The sequence below is a fragment of the Rhodococcus sp. B7740 genome, from assembly GCF_000954115.1.
Lineage (GTDB): Bacteria > Actinomycetota > Actinomycetes > Mycobacteriales > Mycobacteriaceae > Rhodococcoides.
This window is the reverse complement of sequence record NZ_CP010797.1, coordinates 3,461,695-3,481,378: the sequence shown is the minus strand read 5'-3', so window position 1 is coordinate 3,481,378 and position 19,684 is coordinate 3,461,695. Positions and strand designations below refer to the sequence as shown.

21 protein-coding genes and 1 pseudogene are annotated in these 19,684 nt (G+C 65.5%); 12 read left to right on the top strand and 10 right to left on the bottom strand.

The genetic code is table 11. The features are described 5' to 3' along the window. Positions 1-114: 114 nt before the first annotated feature. Entirely contained in the window at positions 115-990 is an 876-nt protein-coding gene (locus tag NY08_RS16010) for a universal stress protein (RefSeq protein ID WP_032396761.1), read from the top strand. After that, the gene (locus NY08_RS16005) at positions 987-1,454 is read left to right on the top strand and encodes a hypothetical protein (RefSeq protein WP_045197451.1); all 468 of its coding nucleotides are present in this window, start codon (positions 987-989) and stop codon (positions 1,452-1,454) included. The genes NY08_RS16010 and NY08_RS16005 overlap by 4 nt, the downstream gene beginning before the upstream one ends. A gap of 92 nt (positions 1,455-1,546) precedes the next feature. Here the strand turns inward: NY08_RS16005 and NY08_RS16000 are convergent, their stop codons facing one another. Next, positions 1,547-2,089 carry a flavodoxin family protein gene (locus NY08_RS16000; protein WP_045197449.1) on the bottom strand — a complete coding sequence of 181 codons (543 nt, stop codon included), beginning with the start codon at positions 2,087-2,089 and terminating at the stop codon, positions 1,547-1,549. Between the two features lie 42 nt (positions 2,090-2,131). Then, on the bottom strand, positions 2,132-2,797 hold the full coding sequence (locus tag NY08_RS15995) for a BON domain-containing protein (RefSeq protein WP_045197448.1): 666 nt from the start codon (positions 2,795-2,797) through the stop codon (positions 2,132-2,134). 173 nt (positions 2,798-2,970) lie between these two features. Between NY08_RS15995 and NY08_RS26110 the strand changes: the two genes are divergently transcribed. The 6 genes from NY08_RS26110 to NY08_RS15960 all read left to right on the top strand — a co-directional run bounded on the left by NY08_RS26110 (position 2,971) and on the right by NY08_RS15960 (position 7,553). Next, a complete protein-coding gene (locus tag NY08_RS26110; protein ID WP_158462574.1) occupies positions 2,971-3,240 on the top strand; it encodes a hypothetical protein in 270 nt (89 codons plus the stop codon). Between the two features lie 46 nt (positions 3,241-3,286). Then, on the top strand, positions 3,287-3,652 hold the full coding sequence (locus tag NY08_RS15985; RefSeq protein WP_045197444.1) for a hypothetical protein: 366 nt from the start codon (positions 3,287-3,289) through the stop codon (positions 3,650-3,652). A 73-nt stretch (positions 3,653-3,725) separates the two neighbouring features. Next, complete coding sequence (locus NY08_RS15980) at positions 3,726-4,331, top strand: Rv1733c family protein (protein WP_032396755.1); 606 nt, start codon at positions 3,726-3,728, stop codon at positions 4,329-4,331. A gap of 271 nt (positions 4,332-4,602) precedes the next feature. Next, positions 4,603-5,481, top strand: a complete 879-nt coding sequence (locus tag NY08_RS15970; RefSeq protein ID WP_045197441.1) for a universal stress protein — start codon at positions 4,603-4,605, stop codon at positions 5,479-5,481. 49 nt (positions 5,482-5,530) lie between these two features. Continuing rightward, complete coding sequence (locus NY08_RS15965; RefSeq protein WP_045197439.1) at positions 5,531-6,580, top strand: alcohol dehydrogenase catalytic domain-containing protein; 1,050 nt, start codon at positions 5,531-5,533, stop codon at positions 6,578-6,580. Between the two features lie 109 nt (positions 6,581-6,689). Then, complete coding sequence (locus NY08_RS15960; RefSeq protein WP_144407382.1) at positions 6,690-7,553, top strand: universal stress protein; 864 nt, start codon at positions 6,690-6,692, stop codon at positions 7,551-7,553. Positions 7,554-7,584: 31 nt separating this feature from the next. Here the strand turns inward: NY08_RS15960 and NY08_RS15955 are convergent, their stop codons facing one another. Further along, a complete protein-coding gene (locus tag NY08_RS15955; RefSeq protein WP_442970845.1) occupies positions 7,585-8,940 on the bottom strand; it encodes an MFS transporter in 1,356 nt (451 codons plus the stop codon). 77 nt (positions 8,941-9,017) lie between these two features. Further along, positions 9,018-9,617, bottom strand: a complete 600-nt coding sequence (gene lppU, locus NY08_RS15950; protein ID WP_045197433.1) for an LppU family putative lipoprotein — start codon at positions 9,615-9,617, stop codon at positions 9,018-9,020. Positions 9,618-9,721: 104 nt separating this feature from the next. On the opposite strand from lppU, the gene NY08_RS15945 reads away from it, so the two are divergent. Beyond that, a complete protein-coding gene (locus NY08_RS15945; RefSeq protein WP_045200579.1) occupies positions 9,722-10,771 on the top strand; it encodes an ATP-dependent DNA ligase in 1,050 nt (349 codons plus the stop codon). A 2-nt stretch (positions 10,772-10,773) separates the two neighbouring features. Next, positions 10,774-11,859: a DNA polymerase domain-containing protein gene (locus NY08_RS15940; RefSeq protein WP_045197432.1), complete on the top strand. Its 1,086-nt coding sequence runs from the start codon at positions 10,774-10,776 to the stop codon at positions 11,857-11,859. A gap of 97 nt (positions 11,860-11,956) precedes the next feature. On the opposite strand, the pseudogene NY08_RS26735 reads toward NY08_RS15940, so the two are convergent. Both NY08_RS26735 and nhaA read right to left on the bottom strand, forming a co-directional pair. After that, positions 11,957-12,187 (bottom strand): annotated as a pseudogene (locus tag NY08_RS26735) (SdpI family protein); the annotation flags it as partial. A 170-nt stretch (positions 12,188-12,357) separates the two neighbouring features. Next, complete coding sequence (gene nhaA / locus NY08_RS15930) at positions 12,358-14,214, bottom strand: Na+/H+ antiporter NhaA (protein ID WP_045197428.1); 1,857 nt, start codon at positions 14,212-14,214, stop codon at positions 12,358-12,360. 222 nt (positions 14,215-14,436) lie between these two features. Here nhaA and NY08_RS15925 point away from each other — a divergent pair, with 222 nt between their 5' ends. Together NY08_RS15925 and NY08_RS15920 are read left to right on the top strand one after the other, a co-directional pair. Continuing rightward, on the top strand, positions 14,437-15,462 hold the full coding sequence (locus NY08_RS15925; RefSeq protein WP_045197426.1) for a zinc-binding metallopeptidase family protein: 1,026 nt from the start codon (positions 14,437-14,439) through the stop codon (positions 15,460-15,462). 98 nt (positions 15,463-15,560) lie between these two features. After that, positions 15,561-16,298 (top strand): GAF and ANTAR domain-containing protein, encoded by a 738-nt coding sequence (locus NY08_RS15920; protein WP_144407381.1) that lies wholly within the window; start codon positions 15,561-15,563, stop codon positions 16,296-16,298. 6 nt (positions 16,299-16,304) lie between these two features. Here NY08_RS15920 and NY08_RS15915 read toward each other — a convergent pair whose 3' ends face one another. From NY08_RS15915 to NY08_RS15900, 4 genes are read right to left on the bottom strand one after another with little or no spacing between them, the layout of a single operon-like run. Next, a complete protein-coding gene (locus NY08_RS15915; RefSeq protein WP_045197424.1) occupies positions 16,305-16,952 on the bottom strand; it encodes an SAM-dependent methyltransferase in 648 nt (215 codons plus the stop codon). Continuing rightward, positions 16,949-17,698 carry a PIG-L deacetylase family protein gene (locus tag NY08_RS15910; RefSeq protein WP_032396746.1) on the bottom strand — a complete coding sequence of 250 codons (750 nt, stop codon included), beginning with the start codon at positions 17,696-17,698 and terminating at the stop codon, positions 16,949-16,951. Before NY08_RS15910 ends, NY08_RS15915 begins: the two co-directional genes overlap by 4 nt. Further along, positions 17,692-18,687, bottom strand: coding sequence for an acyl-CoA dehydrogenase family protein (locus NY08_RS15905; RefSeq protein ID WP_052683840.1), 996 nt, complete (start codon positions 18,685-18,687; stop codon positions 17,692-17,694). Before NY08_RS15905 ends, NY08_RS15910 begins: the two co-directional genes overlap by 7 nt. Beyond that, positions 18,684-19,403 (bottom strand): glycosyltransferase, encoded by a 720-nt coding sequence (locus NY08_RS15900; RefSeq protein WP_045197422.1) that lies wholly within the window; start codon positions 19,401-19,403, stop codon positions 18,684-18,686. Before NY08_RS15900 ends, NY08_RS15905 begins: the two co-directional genes overlap by 4 nt. Positions 19,404-19,684 lie beyond the last annotated feature (281 nt).

Sequence of the window (19,684 nt, the reverse complement as noted above, 5' to 3'; positions counted from 1 at the left end):
GAAAAGTGAGGACCTAATGCTCTGTGGTCCCTCGGCCGCCACGTAGTGCAATGGACCGAGAATCCGGAACGGACGAACAGTCGCACGGCCCGTGTGATGGATAGGGAATCGATCATGATCCTGGCGCAACATCAGAGAATCGTTGTCGGCGTGGATGGTTCACCCAGTAGCACGTCGGCGGCTCAGTGGGCGGCCGACGTTGCCGAGCGAACGAACTCGCCTCTGCATGTGGCAGGGGCGGTGCAGGAACCGGCGTTGTACATGGGTGAGGCGGCCCTGGCAATTCCCGTCGAGGTGTGGGACGAGCAGCGTCGAGCGTGTGAGCGTGTCGTCACCGAAGTCGCCACCGCGGTACTCGCCCGGCATCCGGTCGTGACAGTGACCACCTCCGTGGAAGAGGGGGCCGCATCGGCGATGATGGTCGAGCTCTCGCGCACCGCGCGCATGGTCGTGGTCGGCAACGCCGGTTCGGGTCCCATCGTGACGACGCTGTTCGGGAGCACTGCGCAGAAGACCGCGAACTCTGCATTGTGTCCGGTGGTCGTGTGGAGGCAGGGGACAGAGTCCGACGACGCGCCCGTCCTGGTGGGTATCGACGGCAGCGCGACGAGTGAGGCCGCGGTGGAGCAGGCGTTCGATCTTGCCTCGTTGTTCGGGGTCCCGCTGATCGCCGCGCACACGTGGAATTCGTTGTCCCAGGGCACGCCACTGTCCATGCCTGGATCGCCCGACGGCGGCGAGAGCGACGAGCGACTGGTACTGGCCGAATGTCTCGCGGGATGGAGCGAGAAGTATCCCGATGTCACCGTCGAACACGTTGTGCGGCGCGGCAATCCCGCGCACATTCTGATCGAACTGTCCAGGCGGGCCGGGCTCGTGGTGGTGGGCAGTCACGGACGGGGGGTGGTCGCCAGAACGTTGTTCGGATCGACCAGCAGCAACCTCACCAGGCATGCCCACTGCCCGGTGATGATCTGCCGAGATCGATGACGAACCGCACCGTACCGAATCGTCTGCACGGCAATGACGATCGTCGACGAATTCTCGACTCCGCCAGTGCTCTTCGGCTCGCGCGGCGAGGAACTGTTGCGCGGCTGATCGGCCACGACCACTTCGGGCCCACCATCGACATGGTGCCGATCGTCTGGGTCGGGACCCGGGTGTACTTCTACGCCGAGGGGCGGTCGCGATTGGGATGCAGTGTGCTCGATTCCTCGGTCGTCCTGGAGGTCGACGACGAGGACGGTGCCCGTGCGACCGACTCCACGGTGGTGATACACGGCATCGCCCGTGCAGTTGTGGACGTTCGACTCGAAGTGCTCGAACAACTGCTGCCGCGACCACATTCGGACGGTCCGCCGATGCACAGACTGCTCGAGGTCACCCCCACATCGGTTTCGGGGGTCGAATTGACTCGCTGCCCTGTTGCGGACGACCAGCATCACCTGGAATGACACGCGGCATCGGACCGGGCCATACTGCTGGTCCAGCACTGCTGGTCCAGCGCGACTTCTTCCGATGTCGCTGGACAGCAGGGGATATGGACTCATCCGTTCGACGTCGACGCGGCGCTGAGGCGCAGTGCTCGACCCCACTGCTCGGCCCGTTCGACCTCGTGTGCTTCGAGCCGCGTGTGATCGTCGACGACGAAGCTCTCCGGTTCGGCCACGGGACTGTAGCCGAGGTGTCGTAGCCGCCTGCTGATCGTCTTGGACGCTCGACCGGTCAGCAGTCGGGATCGATCGAGCCGAGTGTCGAAGGCGGCCATCCGACCTCTCGACGGCTCGAGCGTCTTCAACCATTCGCGTACGCCGGGATGCGAGGCGTCCGCTTCGACCCGCAGACCTTTCTCGGCGTTGGATGCCGCACGTGCCGCGGCATCGCGTGTTCTCTGTGTGCTGAGTCCGTGAACGTGGGTTGGAGCCCCGACGACGAGCAGGTCGTACTGCGAAAGATCGCACTCCGCAGCGATCCTCGCCGGCACGACGTCGACTCGATCGTCATCGCCCGCCCGGACTCCGCGGGCTATGGCCTCGGCAACGTGTTTCGTGTTGCCGTACATCGATTCACAGACGACCAGTGTCCTCATGGTGGTGTCTCCTGTCCGAGGTTCGGTGGGTGAGTGTTCTGCTCAATCGGCGACGCGGAGTCGGTTGCTGACCGTCGATACCCCCCGTGCCTTCTGGGCCGCCTGTTCGACCTCTTCGCCTTCCTCGACCGAGCGCACCACCCCTTCCAACACCACGTTTCCGACACCGTCGACCGAAACCGATATTCGTTCGCCTTCGGCGCGTGCATGGCGCTCGAGCGCGGCCACGATGTGCGAGGAGACGTATTCTGCTGCAGCAGAGGGGCTCACCTCGATCGAGTTCACGACCTTGCGGGCACCGTCGACCGTCGCCGCCGCATGACCGGCCGCTGCTCGCTGGCTGTCCCACAGGACCGTGCCGGTGAGGAAGACACACCCGTGTGTGACGGTGGTGTGCACGGAGTGCGACGGTACTTCTGCGGTGCCGGCGAGCTCGGCGGCCACCGCGCGGGCGAGATCCGAGTCGTTGATCGGTCCGATGTCGTTTCTCACCTCGATCTCTCGGGCCACCGCGATCACTCCGGGGACCTTCCACGCTGCACGCTCGGCCATTTCGATCTGTGAGTAGTCCGAAACCTCGCCGGACAGTATGACGCTGCCGTCGGTGACGGCGAGACCGATATGCGTGGTGTCGAGATCCGGCTCCCAACGTAGTTCGAGTTCGACGCGACTCTTGATCTCGGCATCGCTCGAATGTGTTGTGCTCATGTTCCGATGGTCGGACCCGCGACAGAGGTGGTGCAAGGGTCCTTGGTCATCTTCGCCTGGCGTGGCCGAAGATCGAGCCCGATGCCGGACACATCGGGACTTTCGGCCCTGCCCATCGCACGCGAGAGACGGCAATGTCGGGACTACCGAATCATCGAGACGAGGAGTTCGAGATGAAGCATCGATCGCACGACGGACACGACGGGCATACCGTGTTGGCAGAGGCCGAGAACGTACTCGCCGAAGTCTTGCTGGTGTGTGCTGTTGCCGCAGTCGGGCTCTTCTTGACATTGCTCGCGTCCGGTGTGGCCGGGTGGGCCGCGGTCACCGGCGGCGCGGCAGCCGCGATGTTCGTGCTGGCCGCAGTGAGTCTGCGTGCAGGCCGACACACCGCGCAGAGGTCGCACGCGGCTCCGGGGCACGTCTCCGCGGGGCCGATGTGACGCCACGTCCCGTCGAGGTGATCGGACCAGAGCGGAGACCTCGACCATGACCGACAGGGAAGGCCGACCGGCACCGAGTCCGGTACTGGTCGATTCCGACTCCATCACGGTCGACATCCCGACGGCGCGAGGGCCGATGGTGTTCCCGGTGACCACCGCCTCGATCGGCGGTGTCGTCCACGCGGTGATGATCGCCGAATACGGACCGCTCAGCGGGGTCTCGCCGGACGGGCACATCCTCCGAACAGCCGTGCTCGATCGGTGGCCGGGCGCGCGGGTGTTCGAGCGGCGCAGCACCGGAGAGCGCGGCGCAGACCCGCGCGGCTACGAGACCTTCTACGTCGAACTGGAACCCAGCGGTTGCCGGACCGATATCGATCTCGACGAGGTGTCCGCGCTCTTTCGCCGATGACCGGGGCCGTTCGGCTTCGACCGTCACACACGGAGTGCTGCAAGAGAATGCCGTAAGAGAGTGGGCGATAACTATGTTCGGATACGACGTTGCTCGCTGGTGGCATCTGGCACCGTGGAGTTCGAATCCGTTGATGCGCGGACGTGACAGGGCAGCCGCCGTGCTGTTCGCCGTTGCGGTATCGGTCGTCCTGGCGCTGATTCCCTGTGCGGCTCTGGTCGGATCATCGGTCTATCTCGATCTGGCGGCCCAGTCGGCGCGCACGAGCGCCACCACTCGACAGGTCGACGCCGTGGTGACCGGTGAACCCACGGTGCGATCGGAACCGAACTCGGTCATGGCCGTGGTCGAGCTCTACGCGACGATCGTCTGGGAATGGCCGGTGGGCGAGAAGCACAGCGACGAGGTCCGGGTTCCGGACGGCACCGTGAAGGGTGCCACCGTCGAGACGCGTATCGATGCCCAGGGTGATCGAGTCGCGGAGCCGGCCACCTCGACAGCCAATGTCGTGTCGAGTGTCGCTGCCGCTCTAGGCTTCTGGCTGGGATCCACGCTCGTCGTGATCACGGTGCTCGCGACGGGAAGGCACTTCGACGAACGTGCTCGCATGCGAGAGTGGGATCGTGCATGGCTGAGCTTCGTGACCGACCGCGGGCGGAGCCGAGGTGGGTCGGCGTGAGGCTCGGTGGCCGGTACGGCGATGCGCGAGATTGGGCCGACATCGACCGGTGGGCCGACCGTATCGTGTGGGCCCTCACTGCGCGGTGACATGAGCTGTCGCATAGGACGATTCGGCAGAACGGATCGAGGGACCTCGGCCACCCCCATCGCGGACCAAATGCCCTCCCGAGGCGTCGGATGCGCCTCTACTGTCGATTCGACCGAACCGCAGCGCATCACGGTGATGCGTGACCGGGCCACGACCGGCGACATCGAGACAGGAAGACGACATGAGTGAATCCGGAGGCCGAAACCTTCCCATCGTCGTGGGTATCGACGGCTCGGCCGAGGCCGAGGCAGCAGCTCGGTGGGCAGCGACGTACGCAGAGAAGGTCCACGCGACCGTACGACTCGTTCACGCTGTCCCGGTGGGGGATTGGTACGGGTCGGCGGCATTCGTCGACGGCGGCGCGTTGGAAAGGGACCTCCGGGCTCTTGGACGCAAACACCTGGTCCGGGCGGAGGGCGAGATACACCACACAGCTCCCGCGGTATCGGTGGAAACCGTCGGTGTCGACGGCACCATCGCGTCGTACGTGGCCGACGTCGGCGCAGAAATGGTGGTACTGGGATCGCGGAAGTCGAGCGCGATCCGCGATCTGACGCTCGGTAGCAACACTTTGCGCGTCATCACGCACGCGCACTGCCCGGTGTTGTTGCTCCGCATCGACAGAGACCGGGCCGATGCGGGCCGCCCGATCGTGGTCGGGATCGACGGTAGCGAACAGTCCGATCGAGCGCTCGGCATCGCCCTCGAGATGGCCGACAACATGGGCGCTCCGGTGGTCGCGGTCAACTACTGGGGATTCGCAGCCCAGGCCGGCATCGGAATGGGTGCCGGGTACATCGACTGGCAGGAGGTGCGCGAGCACGAGAAGCGCTGGCTGCGAACTCATGTGGAGAAGATGCACGAGAAATACCCGGCTGTGAAGCTCACGACGGTGAGTGCCCAGTCGAGCCCGACACGAGGTTTGCGAGCGATGTCTGCGTCGGCGCAGATGGTGGTCGTCGGGTGCCGAGGCCGAGGTGCCCTCCGCGGCGCCGTTCTCGGATCGGTCAGCCAGAACCTCGTTCACCACGCCGACTGCTCGGTACTCGTCGTGCGCTGATTGCGCACTCGCATCGTCCGAAGAATCTCCGACGAACACAGGAGTCGAAATGCGCGCGATGGTTTTTCGAGGACACGGTGTCATCTCGTGGGACGAAGTCCCCGACCCGGTTGTGGCAAGCGCGACCGACGCGATCGTGCGAGTCGACGCGGTCACCATCTGCGGAACGGATCTGCACATTCTGAAAGGTGACGTCCCGGAAACTCAGGCGGGACGTGTACTGGGGCATGAGGCAGTCGGAACGGTGGTCGAGGTCGGCAGCTCGGTTTCCCGCGTCGGTGTCGGTGATCGAGTGCTCGTATCCTGCATTTCCTCGTGCGGCTCGTGTGCGTTCTGTCGTACCGGCCGTTACGGACAGTGCCTCGGCGGGGGCGGCTGGATTCTCGGCCATCTCGTCGACGGCGTCCAGGCCGAGTTCGTTCGAGTTCCGTTCGCGGACAACTCCACTCATCCGGTACCGATCGGCCTCAGCGACGAACAGATGTTGATGCTCGCGGACATCTTCCCCACCGGATACGAGGTGGGAGTGCTCAACGGCCGGGTTCGGCCGGGAGACGTCGTCGTGGTCGTGGGAGCGGGCCCGATCGGTCTTGCGGCCATCATGACGGCACAACTGTTCTCTCCCAGCCACATCGTTGCCGTCGACACGAACGACAGTCGGCTTGCCGCCGCCGCGCGATTCGGAGCGAAGACGGTGGTGAACAGCAGCCGCGAGGATGTCGCTGTCGTCGTCGACGGCCTGACGGGTGGGTTGGGAGCGCATGTGGTGATGGAAGCGGTCGGGATCCCCGACACGTTCGAGTCGGCCGTCGAGCTCGTGCGACCGGGTGGGCACGTGGCCAACATCGGAGTGCACGGTTCTCCTGCGACATTGCATCTCGAGGACATCTGGATTCGTGACCTCACCATCACCACCGGGCTGGTGGACACCAGCTCGACCCCCGTACTGGCCGCGCTCGCGTCCGCCGGGCAGCTCGATCCCGGTGCCCTGATCACCCACCGGTTCCCCATGGCGGAGTTCGGCACTGCGTACGACGTGTTCGGCAGAGCAGCGGAGACCGGTGCTCTCAAGGTCGTCGTATCGAGAGGTGACGGCTAGTCCGGGAAGGACCGAACACTCGAACCGAGGACTTTGTCCCCTGTTGCGCTCGCGCGCCGACCGGCATCGTCCGTGTCGGTGGGATGCACAACGAGAGGACCGATGCGTGGTGACCAGTTCAGACGATCGACCGTGGCCCGTCTACGTAGGAATCGACGGATCGGCAACCGCACTGGAGGCGTGCGCGTGGGTCGCTCGGTACGCGGCCGACGAGAACATCCCCGTGACGCTCGTGCACGCCATTCCGAACACCGAGTGGTTTCCCGGGTCCACGGTCGGCTCCGACGGCCGCGAGTTGTTCGAGGCGTTTCGGTCGACCGGCCAGGACATTCTCGTCGAGGCCGAAAGCGTCGTGCACGGAACAGCGTCATCGGTGGACGTGGAGACCGTTCTGACCCGCAGGCCGATAGCGCCGTTCATGGCGACGATATCGAAGTGGGCCAGTCTCGTGGTGGTCGGATCGAGTAGTTCCGACGGCACCGTCCTCGGTGGCGAGACCGTCAGAATTTGCGACGGTGCGCAATCGGCGGTCCTGGTGTTCCGAACGCCGACGGCGGAATCGAAGAACGGTGCGTTACCGGTGGAGGTGGGGGTCGACTGCTCCGATCGGGCGGAGGCCGTGTTGCTCACAGCGTTCGAGTACGCCCGCAGTCTGCGTGCACCCCTGGCAGTGCACCATGTTCTGCAAGCACCCTCGGGTCCGCATGCAGACAGCGTCGACTGGAGTGCGCTGAAGGTGGAGCAGGGACGGTGGCTGTTCGAGGTCGTGGAGCAGCTCGGTGAGAAGTTCGACGATGTGGAGACGAGCGTCCGAGCGACCGTCGGCTCGGCCGCGCGGCACCTGCGTGAGCGTTCGGTGCACGCGCAGTTGCTGGTCGTGGGTCGCCGCGGTCGGTGCCGGGGCACGGTACCGGGTTCGGTGGGACAGAACGTGCTTCATCATGCGGGTTGCCCCGTGCTCGTCGTCCCCTGAACGGATCGGTCCACGAGACGCTCGGTGTCCGTCAGGCGGACCGTCGACGTGCCACCGGTGGAGTCCCGATATCGCAGTGCGGTGGGCAGTCCGACGCGTCCTCGGCGCTGCCGCGGATCATCACCGCCGCGATGGCGGCACCGATCACCAGCAGTCCGGCGCACATCAGCATCGCGGTGTGGAAGCCGTCCGAGAACGCTTCCGCCGCAGAGTAATCGGACCCGGCGATACCCGCGAGCGCAGGTAGCGCGGCCACGGCGAGAAGCTGACTGGTGCGAGCCACGGCGTTGTTGACGCCCGACGCGATTCCGGCGCGATCGGTGGACACCGCGCCCAGCACCGCTCCGGTCAGCGGAGCCACCAGAGCGGACAGGCCGAGCCCGAAGACGACAACCGCGGGCAGAACATCCGTGGCATAGGTGGAGCCGGGCCCGATGCGGAGCATGAGCACCAACCCCAGCGCTGCCAGCAGTGGTCCCACGGTCATCGGAATACGCGGACCTATGCGTCCGGCGATGCGCCCCGCGCGAGCGGACAGCACCAGCATGAGAGCGGTGATCGGTAGCGTGGCCACTCCGGCCGCTATGGGCGAGTAACCCACGGCGAACTGCAGCTGCAGCACCAGAAGGAAGAACACTCCGCCCAGGGCCGCGTAGACGGCGAACGTCACGAGATTGGCCGCCAGAAACACTCGCGATGCGAACAGCGACGGCGGGACCAGTGGATCGTGTGAGCGTCGCTCGATCACGACGAACACAGCGACGGCCACGACGCCGAGAAGCACTGCCGGAAACTGTGATTCGATCAGCCCGTAGGTCAGCAGCCCCAATGCTGCCGCCACCGCCACCGCGCCCGGTACGTCGAGCCGACCGGCCGCATGCGGATCCCGGCTCTCCGGAACGTGTTTCGCCGCCACCCACACAACGACGACGGCGAGCGGAATATTGATCAGGAACACCGAACGCCACCCGACGGCGTCGACCAACCAGCCCCCGAGCAACGGACCGACCGCAGACGCGACGCCGCCCAATCCCGACCACAGACCGATCGCGGCTCCTCGATCCTCGGCCTTGATCGACGCCGATATCAGTGCGAGCGACCCCGGCGTCAGCAGGGCCGCACCGACACCCTGAAGCAGTCGCGCCGCGATCAGCACCTCGATACTGGGGGCGAGCCCGCACAGTACCGATGCGGCCGCGAACCAGACCGTGCCCCAGACGAACACCCGTCTGCGACCCAGCCGGTCGCCGAGGGAGCCCCCCAACAGAATCAGCGACGCCAGTGCCAGGGTGTAGCCGCTCAGCGTCCACTGCAGACCCGTGACACCGGCACCGAGATCACGGCCGATGGCCGGCAGCGCAATGTTGACCACGGTGGCGTCGAGCATCGCCAGCGCCGACCCGAGGACCGTTGCTGCGACGATCCAGCGCCCCCGAGCGCTCGAGACCGAGATCTCCGGGGAGGTCACAACCGTTCGACGCAGACGACGAAGTTGCGTGAGTCCTTCTCGAACCCGTACTGCGCCGGGTCGGGGCAGTCGTCGACGGACGAGGTGCCCTGCAGGATGGTCACGACGCGGCGGGTGTCGGCACCGGGGGTGGCGCAGTCGATCCGCTGGGCGAATTCACCGACGAGGTCCATGCATCCACCGACCTGCCAGTCGATGTCGAGGCACAGCGCTCCCTGTTCGATGTCGAAGTAGGTTTCGTAGTAGTACTGATCGGCGTCCTCGGGGCACTCGGCCGAGGTGGGCGTCTTGGCGAAGACGACGTAGTTGGACTGCGGAGATCCGCAGGTCGCGTTGGCGATGGCCGCCTCGTCGACGGTGCCGCCGAGGTTGACGCACTCGCCGATTTCCACGTCGATGTCGACACTGCCGCCGTCGTCGATGTCGGTGGTCGGTGGGGTGGTGGGAGGGGTGGTGGTCGTCGTGGCGGGAATGGTGGCACCGGAGATCGCGACGGCGGTGCCGGACACCTCCGAGGCGCACCCGCCGAGTAGCAGGGCCGCGCACGACGACAGCGCGAGAACGAGAGCGCGGACCGAACGGTTGGATGACGCCATGGTGAGTCCTGCCCTCGTAGGTTCGAGCGTGCCGTGTCCATCGACCGTGCTCGTGTAGAAAATATCCGACTCGCTTGTCGGCTGCATGAGGCAGGATGAACTGCGTGGATCTTCCTCTTGCCGTGCCGGTTGCACCGATGCTCGCCAAAGCCGCGAAAGTGGTGCCCGCCCAGCCCGAGGACGGGCCTGCGGTGTGGTCGTACGAGCCGAAATGGGATGGGTTTCGCGCCATCGTCTTCCGTGACGGAGACGAGGTGGTGCTCGGGTCACGCGGCGGCAAGGACCTGGCCCGCTACTTCCCGGAGTTGGTGGCGGCGATCAAGGCCGAGCTACCCGACAAGATCGTCGTCGACGGCGAGATCGTCGTACCGCGCGAGAAGAACGGTTCCACGCGCCTCGACTGGGAGTCGCTGTCCGAACGGATTCATCCCGCAGCGAGTCGGGTGACGATGCTCGCGGAGAAGACTCCGGCGCAGTTCATCGGCTTCGATCTGTTGGCCGTCGGCGACGAGGATCTGACGGCCGAGCCGTTCTCGACCCGCCGCGCGAGATTGCTCGACGCGGTGGGAACGGGCGGCCCGAGTTGTTTCGTCACCTCCGCCACCGATGATGCGGCCGTGGCCGAGGACTGGTTCGAGCGTTTCGAAGGTGCCGGGCTCGACGGTGTGGTGGCCAAGAAACTCGACGGGATCTATCTGCCGAACAAGCGCGAGATGATCAAGATCAAGCATGCGCGTACCGCGGACTGCGTGCTGATCGGCTATCGAATCCACAAGTCCGGCAACGGTATCGGATCCTTGCTGCTCGGTCTCTACGATGGCGACGATCTGCGGATGATCGGCGGTGCGTCGGCGTTCACCGACAAGCGCCGGTTGGAACTGCTCGAAGAACTCGAACCGCTCCGACTCGGTGACGACGTCACGTACGACGGTGAGGCGACCCGCTGGAATTCGTCCAACGACCGCAACTGGATACCGGTGCGCATCGAGCGGGTCATCGAGGTGGCCTACGACCAGATGGAAGGGGCGCGGCTGCGGCACGTGGCCAGGTTCCTACGCTGGCGGCCCGATCGTGATCCACGCTCGTGTGCCTACGACCAGCTCGAGGTTCCGGTGCGCTACGACGTTGCCGACGTGATTGCCGGGGGACGATAGACATGGCCGCGAAAACGCCTCCCGCGTTCGTGCAGGTCGGCGAGCGCGAAGTACGAGTGTCGAGCCCCGATCGCGTGATCTACGAGGCGACCGAACGTACTCCGGAGATCACCAAACTGCAGGTGTGCGAGTACTTCGCGGCCGTCGGGGAGCCGCTGATGCGGGCGATCGGAGACCGCCCCACCGCGATGGAACGGTGGCCCGACGGCTATCGCGAGGGCATGCGGTTGGCCCACGGCCCCCAGGACAAGGACGGCGACGGCTTCTACCAGAAGCGGTTGCCCAAGGGCGCTCCCGAGTGGATAGAGACGGTGAAGATCGCGTTCCCCAGCAAGCGCACCGCCGAGGAACTGTGTCCGTCCGAACCCGCGTCGCTGGTGTGGGCGGCGCAGATGGGTACGTTGACGTTTCATCCGTGGCCGGTCCGTCGACCGGACGTCGACCATCCCGACGAGTTGCGTCTCGATCTCGATCCACAACCGGGTACCACGTTCTCGGACGCGCTGCGAGTAGCCGATGTGACGCGAGAGCTGTTGGAGGAGTTGGGCTTACGGGGATATCCGAAGACGAGCGGGAATCGGGGTATCCACATCTACGTTCGCATCGAGCCGCAGTACACCTTCGAGCAGGTGCGTCACGCGGCCATCGGTCTGGGTCGAGAACTCGAACGACGCGACGACGGGGTGACCACCAACTGGTGGAAAGAGGAACGCGGAGAACGCATCTTCATCGACTACAACCAGAACAACCGCGACCGAACCATCGCCAGCGCCTGGAGTCTGCGGGCTCGACCGGGCGCGACGGTGAGCACTCCGATGGCGTGGTCACAGTTGGCCGACGTCACCGATCCACGTGAATACAACCTCGTGACGGTGGCGGAGCTTGTTCGGGACGGCGACCCGTGGGCCGATATGGACGAGCAGGCCTACTCCCTCGAACCTCTTCTGCACCTGTGGGAAACCCTGCCCGGCGGAGAGCTGAACTTCCCGCCCGATTACCCCAAGATGCCCGGAGAACCGCCACGAGTGCAGCCCTCGAAAAAGGTTGCCGAGCACTGGGATGCGGAGGGGAATCGCACGGACAGCTGATCCTCGAGCAGGTCGACCACACCGTGCCCACGTGTCGTTTCGCTTCGCGGTCGGCTTTGATGCCGCTCGTCGTGAGAATGACGGCTCCGCCGAGTGCCAGGACCACCGAGAGCGTCAGCATGGTCGTGGCGGGGACCGAGCCCAGGACCAGTAGCCCTGCGATCGACACCGCTGATGCGAGGCAATGGGTGGCACCTGCCATCATGTACGCATACGCGGCTCGATGGCCGGCGACCCAGGCTTTCTTGCTGGACTTGGTTGCCCGCGTCTTGATGCCGATCAGCGAATTGGGTTCTTGCTCCGGGTCTTTGGTCGCCAATGCGGTCACCCATACCGTCAGCGACAGCACGAACAGTGTCAGTGCGATCGCTCCCGTTACCGCGCGCGCGGATTCTGCGTCCACGGTCGATCCCCTCCACCTCGGTTCTGTACGCCTCACTGCAGCATACCGGCCGGTCGGCTTCGGTGGAGTGTGAATTTCTTCCACCCTGCCCACGATCACATGGATTCGAGCTCCCGGATCAATGTCGCCGCATCGTACGGTCCGATGTGTCGGGTGAGGTTCTTGTCGCCGCGTCCCAGGTAGAACGTCGGGGTGCCGTCGACGTCCGAGGAGGTGGCGTCGAGTTCGTCGTCCTCGACGCGTACCACGTAGTCGCCGGTGCGGATGTCGTCCTCGAATCTGTCCATGTCCAGGCCGAGTTCACGTGCGTAGCCGTCGATGTCGTCGGGCTCGAGGGCGTCGCTGTTACGGAACAACACGTCGGCCATCTCCCAGAACTTGCCCTGCGCGGCTGCGGCCTCGCTGGCGTATGCCGCGTAGCGAGCGTGTGGGTGATAGTCGTCGAGCGGCAGGTGCCGGTAGACGTACTGAAGGTCGTCGCCGAAGTGCTTGCGTACCTCGGCGACGCTGCCGGTTGCTTTGCTGCAGAACGGGCATTCGAAGTCCGCGTACTCCACGATGGTCAGTGGTGCGTCCACCGGGCCGCGGATGTGATCGCGCTTGGCGTCGACCGGACGCAGAATGCGCAGGGATGCTTCGGCTTTCGGAGGATGAATCTTCTCGTCGATCCGGAAGAGGACCCAGCCGAGCAGTGCGGCGATCACCGAGGCCACCAACACGCCGACCCGTGCTTCGTCGGCCAGCAACGGGTCGTCGAGCGCGAGATCGATGATGAACAACGAAATCGTGAATCCGATTCCGGACATCGCGGCACCGCCTGCGATGTGGGAGAGCGTCAGTCCTGGAGCCAGGGAGGACGGTCTCAACTTCGCGAAAACAGCAGATGCAGCGGTGATTCCGACCAGCTTGCCGAGAACGAGACCGGCGATGATGCCCCAGGTGAGCGTCGAGGTCGACGCGGCTTTCAGAGTGTCCGAGCTCAGCACGACTCCGGCGTTGGCGAGCGCGAAGATCGGCACGATGATGAAGGCCGTGTACGGCTGGTAGAGCCGCATGAGACGTTCGTTGACCGACACCGCGCGATCGAGTCCGAGACGGGCGGCTCGGGCGTATTCGGGATTGGGCGACTGCCGGAACGCGCGTGTCAGATCCGCCGCGCGTTCCACCTCGGTGCGGCGCGGCGGATAGACCGGAAGAATCAACGCGATCATCACTCCCGCGAGGGTGGGGTGAACTCCGGACTCGTACATCGCAACCCAGGTGAACATTGCAACGACGAAGTACCCGACGCCGCGCCACACCTCGAGCCGACGCAGTAGGAAGATCAGCGCCAGACCGACGAACGCCAGCACCAACGGCACCACGTCGAGGTTGTCGGTGTAGAAGAAGGCGATGATCGCCAGCGCGCCCACATCGTCCGCGACAGCGAGCGTGAGCAGGAAGATGCGCAACCGAGCGGCCTTCTTCGGGCCGAGGACGGCGAGTGCCCCGAGGAGGAACGCGGTGTCGGTCGAGATCACGACGCCCCATGCCTGGGCGGCGGGCCCGGACGGATTGAAGGCGAGAAACAGCAACGCCGGCGCGGCCAGACCGGCAACCGCCGCGACGATCGGGATGGCGGCACGAGATCGGTCGGTGAGCTCACCCATCGCGAACTCACGCTTGACCTCGAGCCCGACGACGAAGAAGAACAACGCCATGAGCCCGTCGTTGACCCAGTGGGCGAGGTCGAGGGAGATGCCGTGCTCGCCGACGGTGACGGAGAGTTCGGTGTGCCAGAACGACTGGTAGGTCTCGCCGAAGGGTGAGTTGGCCCAGATCAGCGCGATCAGTGTCGCTGCGAGCAGGAAGCCCGCCGCCAGGGTTTCGCTGTTCTTCTCGCCGCGGGCCCGCGAGATCCGTTCGGCGAAACGTGCCATGGGCCGATTCGTCGGCGTGATCTGATCTGCCATCTGCGGCCCGCATCCTCTCGAAGAGTGTTGTGAAGCAGTCTGTACCAACGTGTGGGTCGACGGTTTGCTTCCTTGCAGGTGACAGCCCGCAGAGTAACGTTATTGCGCTGTCGAACTCGCCGCACGGCGAGGGAGATGTACACAACATATTCGACGAACGGCATTAGTCCGTCCGGAAACGGGAATACGAGCCCGACTCACCCCTGCCACGAAGGAACATCCATGCGTGATTTCATCTGCCGCAAATGCGGACAGAAGCTGTCGTTCGAGAACTCACTGTGTCTGAGCTGCTCGAGCGCGCTCGGCTTCCATCTGCCGAGCAGAGCTCTGCTGGTGCTCCCCGACAAGGCCGACGACGGCGTCGCCGAGGCCGAGGTGGACGGCACCACGTGGAAGATGTGCGCCAACCTCAACACTGCGCGCTGCAACTGGCTCGTCGACACCGACGACAGCGACGATCTCTGCGTGTCGTGCCGACTCACGCGTACTCGCCCCGCCGACGACGACGTCGACGCGATGGCCGCCTACGCGGACGCCGAGACCAACAAGCGTCGAGTCGTACTCGAACTGACCGAATTGGGCCTGCCCATCGTCGGCCGGGACGAGGACGAAACGACGGGACTGACGTTCGATCTGCTCTCGAGCGCGAACCAGCAGGTGATGACCGGACACGACAACGGTCTGATCACCCTCGACCTCGCCGAGGGCGACGACGTGCACCGCGAACAGTTGCGTGTGGCGATGTCCGAGCCGTATCGCACCCTGGTCGGACACTTCCGTCACGAGATCGGCCATTATTACCAGATGGTGCTGGTCGGCAACGGTGAGCATCGTGCGGCGTTCGAGGAGCTCTTCGGCGATCCGGATTCCGACTACCAGGCCGCACTCGATCGCCACTACAGCGAGGGTGCGCCGGCCAACTGGGAGGACGATTACGTCTCCTCCTACGCCACCATGCACCCCGCCGAGGACTGGGCCGAAACGTTCGCGCACTATCTCCACATCCGCGACACGCTCGACACGGCTGCAGCCTTCGGTATGGCCCCGGCCGGTTCGACGCTGGAGAGCCCGCTGCCGGGTGACGTCGGTTTCGATCAGATCATCGAGTGGTGGCTGCCGTTGTCGTGGGCACTGAACCAGATCAACCGGTCGATGGGCCACCAGGACCTCTACCCGTTCGTGCTGCCTGCGACCGTCGTGAAGAAGATCGGATTCGTCCACTCGCTGATCGCCCCCAGCACACTCTGATGCCCGGCTAACGGTCCTCGCAGTTTTGCAGCCGGGGCGTATCCTGTGGTGTCGGCACTTCGCCGATACCGGGACGCGCCCCGGCGCAGCAGGACGAGGTGACCGCCATCAGCGAGCAGACACTGGACTCGACCGCCCATCCGCGCGTCACGGACTTCGAGCTCAGCCGACGACTGGCCGAGGTCGCCGAGAGACTACGTCGCCAGCACTCCGATCCCGATCGGGTCCTGGCCACGATCACCGAGGCGGCGGTGGCCAACATCCCGTCCGCCGAATTCGCGTCCATCACGACGGTGTTGCAGGGCAAGTTCGTGCACAGTGCGGCCCTCGTCGGCGAGGTGGCGGGCCACTGCGACACGATCCAGGAGCAGCTGGGCGAAGGTCCCTGCCTCGAATCGGCGATCGAACAGACCACCATCAGGATCGACGACATGGACAGCGATTCTCGCTGGCCACAGTTCACCGTCGCCGCCTCGGCGCTGGGTGTCAAGAGCATGATCTGCTTCCAGCTCTACGTCGAGGGCTTCAACTTCGGCGCGTTGAACCTCCACTCCACCCGAACGAACGCCTTCTCGGCCGAGGCCGAATCGATCGGTTCGCTGTTCGCTGCGCACGCGGCCATCGCGTTCTCCACCGCGCGTGAAGAACAGCAGATCCGGGCGGCATTGACGAGCCGAGACCTGATCGGTCAGGCCAAGGGCATGCTGATGGAGCGCTACAACCTGAACTCGCAGGCAGCATTCGCTTTGTTGGCCAAGCTCTCGCAGGACACCAACGTCAAGCTCGCCGACCTCGCCGCGCAGCTGGTCGCCGACGCGGCCGAATCGTCCGACTGAGTCGATTCACCGCACGTCGAGGCCGTCGGTGCTCGCGACCGACACGGCCGGGCCGTCCGAGGCGACGAAGACCTCGATCCGGACGTCCTCGTCCAGATAGCGACTCAGTAGTGCCAATCCCGGTGTGGCGGCGATGATCTCGTGAACGCGGTCACCCGAGATCGGGTAGTCGTCCACGTCGTGACGCCAGTGTGCGGCCACCAGGGTGCCCTCGGCTTCGAGGTGCTCGACGACGCGCCTCATCGCCGACGACAGGTCGTCGGCGTCGAGGTAGTACCCGACCTCGCTGATGACGACGAGATCGAACGTCGCTTCGGATGTGGGTAGGGTCGACCAGTTGTCGGACAGCGACCACAGCGCGAATTCGACTGCAGCAGTGTCACCTACGCGCCTCCGTGCCGAATCGAGGGCGCTGTGCACCACATCGGTCGAGACCACGTGATCGCACCGGATCGCCAACTGTTCGGTGAGCACCCCGATGGAGCAGCCGGGTTCGAGCGCGCGCCGATACTGCGGTTTCGGCAGCGAGGCCATGGTCAGCGCGTATTTGCGACGCTCGTACCACTTGCTGTCGAGCATGAACGGATCGTCCTTGTCCGCATAGACGGTGCGGAAGTACTCGGCGCCGAGGCTTGTCCGAGAACCCTCGCTCACGCGAACACCACCTCGAACGGTCGCCGGTACCGAGCCAATATGTGCGGCGGCAACACCGCTCGGTCCGCAGGGTGATCGGACAATGGGCGGATCTGCGAATCGAACTGCTCGATCGACGCTCGTTTGGCGTCGAGGGTGTGCGGCGGCAGGTCGATGCGGCGTCCACGTGTCCACGGCACGGCAGGATGATTCGGAGTTGCCCAGTGCCACATCCAGATCGGGTACTCCACCACCGGTATCCCGACGGCGTTCGCCGCGGTGAGACAGGCCCGCGCGGTGGCTTCGTGGTCGGGATGGCCGTCCCCGCGCCACGGCGTCAGACACCAGGTGCCGGGGGTGGCGTCGAGCAGCGGCATCAGCGCATCGGCCACCGCGCTCTCGTGGTTCTCGACGTCACCGTCGGCGATCTGCAGACGGATCGGGGAGTGGTCGATCCCCAATTCGGCCAACGCGCGCTCGGACTCGGCGGGGCGACGCGCACGCAGATCCTCTGCCGTGACGGTGGGGGAACCGGGATGGGAGCCGTCGCCGTCGGTCACGGCGACCACCCGAACATCGACGCCCGATGCCGCAGCCAGAGAGAGCAGGCCGCCGACGCCGAGCACCTCGTCGTCCGGGTGCGGGGCGACGACGACCATGGTGAGGACGTCCTTCCACTGCAGGCCGGGAATGGACCAGTCGGCCGACATCCAGTCCGATTCGGCTGTGCCGACATCGGTTTCGGCATCGAATGCGTTCTCTACCAAGGGTTGTCCTCCTCTGCGATGTCGTGCCCGAGGGCTTCCAGGTCGCGCTCGGCGTGACTCTGCCGCAGGTAGACGGTGAGATCTGCGACGCGTCGGGCGTGTTGGGAATCGCTGCACAGCGGGCCTGCACCGAGAGCGCGACCGACGCGGTCGATGCACTGAGTTGCCGCATCCTCGACCACAGCCCGCACGATTCGGGCCCGGGTTCGGGCGCGACCGGATCGGTCGAACGGATCGGCATCCACCTCCGCTGCGGCGGTGGTCAGTGCGCTCGACGCCGCTCCGAGTGCGGCCGCGATGGCACCGAGATGTGCAGTACGGTGCGGATCGGGTCTGTCGCGGACGGCAGCATGAAGCGTGTCCGCCACCGCGCATGCGCTCCCGAACCAGGCTGCCGACACCCCGATCGCCCCGTGCCAGAAGCCCGGTCGTGTGAGGTAGTCGGTCGGGCCGCCGACCGCAACGGCAGGGACACGGTCGAAGGCTACCGAGCCGGAATCGCTCTCGCTCATCCCCACCGCATGCCACGTGTTCGGTACAGGAGTTGCGCCCGGGTGCGTCAGGTCGACGGCGAACAGCCGAGGGCTGCCCTCCACGCGCGCAGTCACGAGCGCATGGGTACACAATGACGCACCCGAGCACCACGGTTTCGTCCCGGTGAGAACCCAGCCCGAATCACCCGGCACCGCTTCGAGAATCGGAGCAGGCGGTTCCGCAGCCCACACTCCCCAGATCTGCCCACGCTGTGGCGTCGGGCCGTCGAGTTCGTGCAGGATCGCGATCGCGTCGGTATGCGCTTCGGACCACCGGCCCAACACCGTGTTGTGCCGACTCAGGGCGGCGAGCGATTGCCAGCGCAGATCGGTGTACCCCGAGCCGGGCAGCGCGAGGTCGAGACGACCGTCCGCCTCGAACGCCAAGAACGCGGCGCGCAGTCCGGTGTCGACGTCGGCTCGGTCGGTGGATTCGAGAAAACCGGTCTCGCTCATGCGGTGGCCTCCAGGGCACGTAGGAATCCGGCCATGCCGTCGGGCGCTCGGCCGCGCAGCCGACCCGACGTCGTGACCGGAATGTCGCACACCCGACGGCACTCGAAGCCGCCGAGCTCGAGGCGTCGGACCAGATCGTGGTCCTCGCCGGTGGTCAGAGGTGCAAATCCGCCGATGGAGAGATACTCCGCCGCTCGGACGCCGAGGTTGGCACCGTGCACGTGTGGGTGGCCGAACTCGTTTCGATAGTGCGCGTCGTACGACGACCGCAACCCGAGGTTCTCCTCGATGTGACCCTCGAAATCGACTGCCACCGTTCCGGCCACTGCCCGAGCGCCCTCGGCGGCGTGTCGGAGATGGCCGAGCAGCCAGTCCTCACCCACCCGGGTGTCGGCATCGGTGGTGGCGAACCACGTCGATGCGCTGTGTTCGGGGCCGTGCGTCGCGAATCCGGCAGCTCTGGCCGCGCCGACGTTGCGGTGTGCCACCTCGAGAGCCGACACGGACGGGTGACGTGCTGCGATGTGCGCAGAGTCGTCGGTGCACGCATCGAGCACGACGATCGTCGAGACGGACACCGAGGCCACATCGCAGACTCGGCCTTGTGCTCGTACCAGGGCGGTCAGGCAGGCGTCGAGCAGATCCTGCTCGTTGTGCGCGGGTACGACGACGACGATGTGGGTGACGGGGGTACGGGGGAAAGCATCGGAGATCACGGTCCACCCTTTACGGACACCGGACGAAGAAGAGTCCGTTTCGGAAACCGCCGGTGTCTGGACGGGATGTGCTCCCATCGCACATACCCGTTCCCCGGCTGCCGACACATCCGCCGCAGCCTGGTGAGACGGCTCCGGGACCGGTTGCGAGAAGATACCCGTACCGGTGGTTTCTTTCGTCCGTTTCGGGGATATCCGATTAGCAAATGTCGGGGCGGTATGTGTTAATGGGCGTTGCCCCGCGGCAGCACAGTTCGCGGGTGTCGCGACGCAGCACGAAG

Excerpts from the sequence above, each read along its gene's own strand:
- NY08_RS16010 (WP_032396761.1), top strand. The coding sequence starts at position 115 with ATGATCCTGGCGCAACATCAGAGAATCGTTGTCGGCGTGGATGGTTCA.
- NY08_RS16005 (WP_045197451.1), top strand. The coding sequence starts at position 987 with ATGACGAACCGCACCGTACCGAATCGTCTGCACGGCAATGACGATCGT.
- NY08_RS16000 (WP_045197449.1), bottom strand. The coding sequence starts at position 2,089 with ATGAGGACACTGGTCGTCTGTGAATCGATGTACGGCAACACGAAACAC.
- NY08_RS15995 (WP_045197448.1), bottom strand. The coding sequence starts at position 2,797 with ATGAGCACAACACATTCGAGCGATGCCGAGATCAAGAGTCGCGTCGAA.
- NY08_RS26110 (WP_158462574.1), top strand. The coding sequence starts at position 2,971 with ATGAAGCATCGATCGCACGACGGACACGACGGGCATACCGTGTTGGCA.
- NY08_RS15985 (WP_045197444.1), top strand. The coding sequence starts at position 3,287 with ATGACCGACAGGGAAGGCCGACCGGCACCGAGTCCGGTACTGGTCGAT.
- NY08_RS15980 (WP_032396755.1), top strand. The coding sequence starts at position 3,726 with ATGTTCGGATACGACGTTGCTCGCTGGTGGCATCTGGCACCGTGGAGT.
- NY08_RS15970 (WP_045197441.1), top strand. The coding sequence starts at position 4,603 with ATGAGTGAATCCGGAGGCCGAAACCTTCCCATCGTCGTGGGTATCGAC.
- NY08_RS15965 (WP_045197439.1), top strand. The coding sequence starts at position 5,531 with ATGCGCGCGATGGTTTTTCGAGGACACGGTGTCATCTCGTGGGACGAA.
- NY08_RS15955 (WP_442970845.1), bottom strand. The coding sequence starts at position 8,940 with ATGCTCGACGCCACCGTGGTCAACATTGCGCTGCCGGCCATCGGCCGT.
- lppU (WP_045197433.1), bottom strand. The coding sequence starts at position 9,617 with ATGGCGTCATCCAACCGTTCGGTCCGCGCTCTCGTTCTCGCGCTGTCG.
- NY08_RS15940 (WP_045197432.1), top strand. The coding sequence starts at position 10,774 with ATGGCCGCGAAAACGCCTCCCGCGTTCGTGCAGGTCGGCGAGCGCGAA.
- nhaA (WP_045197428.1), bottom strand. The coding sequence starts at position 14,214 with ATGGCAGATCAGATCACGCCGACGAATCGGCCCATGGCACGTTTCGCC.
- NY08_RS15925 (WP_045197426.1), top strand. The coding sequence starts at position 14,437 with ATGCGTGATTTCATCTGCCGCAAATGCGGACAGAAGCTGTCGTTCGAG.
- NY08_RS15905 (WP_052683840.1), bottom strand. The coding sequence starts at position 18,687 with ATGAGCGAGACCGGTTTTCTCGAATCCACCGACCGAGCCGACGTCGAC.